Source organism: Syntrophaceticus schinkii (assembly GCF_000946815.1).
Classification (GTDB): Bacteria; Bacillota; DSM-12270; order Thermacetogeniales; family Thermacetogeniaceae; genus Syntrophaceticus; species Syntrophaceticus schinkii.
Genome location: NZ_CDRZ01000049.1, coordinates 1 through 4819, shown reverse-complemented (window position 1 = coordinate 4819; position 4819 = coordinate 1). Strand labels below are relative to the sequence as shown.

At 45.0% G+C, this 4819-nt stretch carries 6 protein-coding genes; all 6 read right to left on the bottom strand.

Annotated elements, in window-relative coordinates:
• Window positions 1-234: 234 nt before the first annotated feature.
• Window positions 235-849, bottom strand: coding sequence for a hypothetical protein (locus SSCH_RS03680; RefSeq protein WP_044664296.1), 615 nt, complete (start codon window positions 847-849; stop codon window positions 235-237).
• Window positions 850-967: 118 nt separating this feature from the next.
• Window positions 968-2446: a glycogen synthase GlgA gene (glgA, locus tag SSCH_RS03675; RefSeq protein WP_044664295.1), complete on the bottom strand. Its 1479-nt coding sequence runs from the start codon at window positions 2444-2446 to the stop codon at window positions 968-970.
• Window positions 2428-3471 carry a galactose-1-phosphate uridylyltransferase gene (gene galT, locus SSCH_RS03670; RefSeq protein ID WP_044664294.1) on the bottom strand — a complete coding sequence of 348 codons (1044 nt, stop codon included), beginning with the start codon at window positions 3469-3471 and terminating at the stop codon, window positions 2428-2430. Before galT ends, glgA begins: the two co-directional genes overlap by 19 nt.
• 377 nt (window positions 3472-3848) lie before the next feature.
• On the bottom strand, window positions 3849-4346 hold the full coding sequence (locus SSCH_RS03665) for an MgtC/SapB family protein (RefSeq protein ID WP_052835266.1): 498 nt from the start codon (window positions 4344-4346) through the stop codon (window positions 3849-3851).
• An 82-nt stretch (window positions 4347-4428) separates the two neighbouring features.
• Window positions 4429-4716: a VWA domain-containing protein gene (locus SSCH_RS03660; protein WP_044664293.1), complete on the bottom strand. Its 288-nt coding sequence runs from the start codon at window positions 4714-4716 to the stop codon at window positions 4429-4431.
• The coding region (locus SSCH_RS19905) for a hypothetical protein (protein WP_232294202.1) at window positions 4625-4819 on the bottom strand (195 nt) is incomplete at its 5' end. The genes SSCH_RS03660 and SSCH_RS19905, both read right to left, overlap by 92 nt.

The window sequence follows — 4819 nt, the reverse complement described above, 5'->3', positions numbered from 1 at the left end:
GGAAAGAATCGGCCTTCCCATCTCGCACCATTTCGAAGCTCAATCCCTTCAACCTTGCGGCTTTCGGCCCGCTGTCTCGCCTGCCTACGCTTAAACATAGCTGTTACCAGCTATGCTCCAAGGCTGGCTACGGGTGGTTGGCTAAACCTTGCCCGGTGGGATTCCCACCCACTAAGTGTCACGACCTAGCTTGGTCGCTCCCGTCCCCGGTGCATCACCCGGTGTATCAGAGTATCAGACATCTGACTTCTGGCTTCCGACCTCCGGTGGGATATAGGGAAGCAGTATAGATGACCAGTTTTCGAGATTATCCCGATAATCTTCTAGTTGGGATACGGGGATCAGCTTGCCCTGGATTTTGTTCTTTTCGCGTACTGTTATCTGGGGAGAGAGACATGAAACAAGGAATACAAGGCCAAAGTGATATCTCCCCACCTCTTCTTCCTCATCATTGAGAAAACCCAAAAAGCGATAGGAGTATGGCCCTGGAAAGGAAACCTCTTCTTTTAATTCCCGGGCGAGGTTGGAAGCAATTAACCTCCGGAAGCTGCAGGAGTGAACAGGATTGATATGCCCCCCGAGTCCGAAGGAATACTTATCAAGCAGTCTTTTTTCACCGGTTGCCCTAATGCGCTGGTAAATAAAGATCTCCTCTCTGTGCCTCAGCACCAGGTAAACAATCAACTGCTTGTAGCGGGTGTCGTATTCTACACTGTCCCGGACAAGAAATAACCCTTCAGCAGCAAAATGAGTCCACAGGTTTTGGTCAGTGCCTGGACGGAATCCCTGAAAATCAACGTTTTTTTGAAGTACAGATTCTTTAGGAACGACTAAAATTTTTTCTTGCAAAATGTTTATTCCCCTTCTGTTTTATATTTACTGCTACCTTCTTCCTATCAGGCACAGATTCCTTTTATGATCAAAAAAACAGGGCCAATTACTAATGGCCCTGTCTGAAAATTATTTTCTATATTACAGCACGGTTATTTTGGAAGGAAGCAAGATTTTTATCGATGGCCTTTCTATAAACATCCACATACTCTTTGGCAGATCTTTCCCAGGAAAAGTCACTCTTCATCGCCCTGTCCATCAAGCGCTGCCATAGATCGCGTCTCTGACGGTAAATACCCACTGCTCTGGCGATGGTGTTGAGAAGTTCCTGGGCATGATATGGCTTGAAGGAAAACCCGTTGCCGATATCCGTTTCCGGGTTGTAATCCTCAATGGTATCAGCCAAACCACCCACAGAACGAACCAGGGGAATCGTTCCGTATCTCAAACTGATCATCTGACTGAGGCCGCAGGGCTCAAAGCGAGATGGCATGAGGAAGATATCAGAACCCGCATAAATTTTCTGGGCCAATTCCACATTAAACCCGATATTAGCCGCGGTCTGCTGCGGGTATTTCATTTTAAGTTCAGCAAACAGCCTCTGATAGTGATCCTCCCCTGTCCCTAGAAGTACGAACTGCACACCCAAATCCATGATCTGTTCAAAGATTGCGGCAATCAGGTCAAGCCCTTTCTGATCAACAAGCCTGGTGATAATACCGATCAACGGCGTATCGCTTACAGGAAGCCCCATCTCCTTTTGTAAGGCCTTCTTGTTTTCCTTTTTTCGCTCTATCGATTCTGCTGTGTAGTTTTCGTAAATAAACTTGTCAGTAGCCGGGTTTAGTTCCTCATAGTCGATCCCATTGACAATACCATGGAGATCCTGTGCTCTTTTTCGCAAAAGACCGTCCATACGCTCCCCAAATTCAGGTGTTTGGATCTCCAAAGCATACTTTTTGCTCACAGTGTTGATCAAATCTGCATAGAGAATCCCTGCTTTCATAAAGTTGACCTGACCGTAAAACTCTAAGCGTTCCGGGCTGAAGTACTCCTCCCCCAACCCGACTAGCCGGAGTGTGTTCTTAGGGAATACCCCTTGATACTGAAGATTGTGAATGGTGAACAGGGTAGCGATCCTGTTATAAAAGGGGTCCTCAGCGTATTTTGTTTTTAGGCTCAAAGGGATCATGCCGCTCTGCCAGTCATTGCAGTGTATGATGTCCGGTTGAAAGTCAATCTGTGGCAGCATATTGAGCACCGCTTTACTGAAAAAATTAAAACGCTCTGCTTCATCACCATATCCGTAGATGCTGTCGCGATAAAAATACTTATAATTATCGATCAAGTATACCGGTATTTCCACATTTTTACCCGTGAGTTTTGTCTGTTTGATAATTCCGGTTTCCAGGTGGTGATCCATCTCTACAGGATAATCCAGGATGTATTCTCCCTCTGTTATTTGTTTATATTTGGGCATAGCAATACGAACATCATGACCCAGGTGTTTTAAGGCCTTAGGGAGAGAGCCCGCCACATCAGCCAGTCCACCGGTTTTAGCAAAAGGGGTCACTTCAGCTGATGTTAATAATATTTTTAGTGTACCTGTTGCCATGATAATCTCTCCTTTTCCTCAACAAGGTTTGTGTTTACCTCTCTCAAGTATTCTGCCGCTGATTCAGGTGGTGTAGGGTTAATGATGATTCCCGTACCCCACTCAAACCCGGCAACAATGGTCAGGCGCGGGAGAATTTCCAAATGCCAGTGATAATCGGCGGCATGGCTGTGACCTTTAGGGGCACTGTGCAGGACCATGTTGTAAGGAGGTTGATTCAGCGATCCTCTTATTTTCTGTGTAACTTCCTGTACGATGATACTCAAACTATGCAATTGCTGGTCATTGATCGAGTCGAAGCCAGCCTGATGCTGTTGGGGAATAATCCAGGTCTCAAAAGGAAAACGAGAGGCAAATGGACAAAAAGCAAGAAAGTGATCGTTTTTCGCAACAATACGCCTACCCACCCCTAATTCATGTTTGATCATCTCACAGTAGATGCAATTTCCATGCTCTTGATAATGTTCCTGAGCACCCTTTAACTCCTCATCAACCACAGGAGGGATCAACGGGGTAGCTATCAACTGGCTGTGGGGGTGCTCTAAGGACGCCCCGGCGATTGATCCCTCATTTTTAAAAATCTGAATGTATTGAATCGGTTCCTCATTGATCAATGCCTGATAGCGGTCACGCCAGGCATGAAATATTTCCCTGACATGTTGTTGAGAGTGGGTTTCCAGTGAGGCATCATGTTCAGGTGATTCTATCAGAACTTCATGGGCACCTGCACCTGGTTTTGTCAGATAAAAGTTCTGCTCATGGGTTTCCCCTGCTCCTGTTTTAGCCAGTGCGGGAAATAGATTGGGAACAACTCTTACCCACCACCCGGGAGTATCCGGTTTTGTCCCCTTTTCGCGGTATGCCATGATCTCAGGTGGTGTTTTACCTTCATTTCCTTTACAAAACGGACAGGTACCTCCTTTTCGTTTTTCCTTTTTAACAGAGAAGTCTGATGGTCTTTTACTTCTTTCGGTAGCAATAATGACCCAGTTTTTAGTAATGGGCTCCTGCCTAAGCTCTGGCATCTATTGGTTCCCCCTTTGGTTTCAAATGCATCTGTTCTTTAACATTCTTCTCTCTCCATGATAGATTTATGCATTTTGACAGGTGCATTACACGCAAAGAGTATATCAATAAAACGTATAAACTGTTTCATTTTTGGCACAATAAAATTAAAGGTCGCTTACCTCCTGTTAAGCAAGTGGTTCTTGCTTAAATAGCTAAACCAAGCCAAGAGAGGTAGGCGACCTTTGAGATGTGGGAAGTGGGAGGTTGGAAGTGGGAATAAAGCTATGTTCGGTCAAGACATGGGTAACAGATCAAGAGAACACAGTCCCTTGATCCCTCAGATGTCCGACTTCCGGCCTCTGGCTTCCATTTTTCGGGTTGGTGGTTGTACTGCTTAATAGCTTATATCTTTGTTTTTCTTTTTGCTGTTTTCTTCTTCTGGCGGATATTTTAGGAGTCCCAGGCGGCAAAAAAGAGGGGAGCTATAAAGGGCCAGAAAAACACAGACAACACTGACGAACGTCAGAAAATACATTCCCAGACCGACAGCCATTCCAAGACCCGCTGTTACCCAGAGGTTTGCAGCTGTGGTCAGACCGCGGATATTACCGCGATCCTTCCAGATAGCTCCTGCCCCCACAAATCCAATACCTGTAACAATCTGAGCGGCAACACGACCGGGATCCAGGCGAAATCCATAAAAATTGTAGATTGAACTTAAACTGGGAAGTCCGTAAACGCTGATAATCATAAAGAGTGTGGCTCCTATACAGACGAGGGAATAGGTACGGACACCGGCAGTCTTCTGGTTATAAGACCTTTCATAACCGATGATTACACCGACAAGGAGAGACACAAACATGCGCAAAATGATCTCACTCTGTGAAAGCAATCATCCTCCCCCCTTGTATTATAAGGTAATTGCTTACTATCAAGTTAACATAAAACGATATTCATGTCAACAATTAGGAAGCTTACAAGATTGCTTCAATTACTTCCTCCAACTGTTTAAGATTGCGGCACTCAAAGACCTGTCTACAGTAGGGAGCATAAATATTCATGATGCTGTCCTCTGTATTCCAGGCTTCTCTTGGTTGGGGATTAAACCATACAATCCTTCTCACATGCTCCTCAATCTTTTGTAAATACTCCTGTTCATCGCGATTGTAATTATTGCGGGCATCCCCTAGAATGATTAATGTGCACTGCGGTGAAATAATTGGCAGATATTTTTTCTGCAAAATGGCGAAATACTCTACCATAATCAGAAAAGGGACTCATAGCATACCTGGCTTTGGCAAAGGCCAGATCCAGTGCCTCCTGAATATTATTATTTTTAAAGTATTCAGTAGCCTCATCGATGGT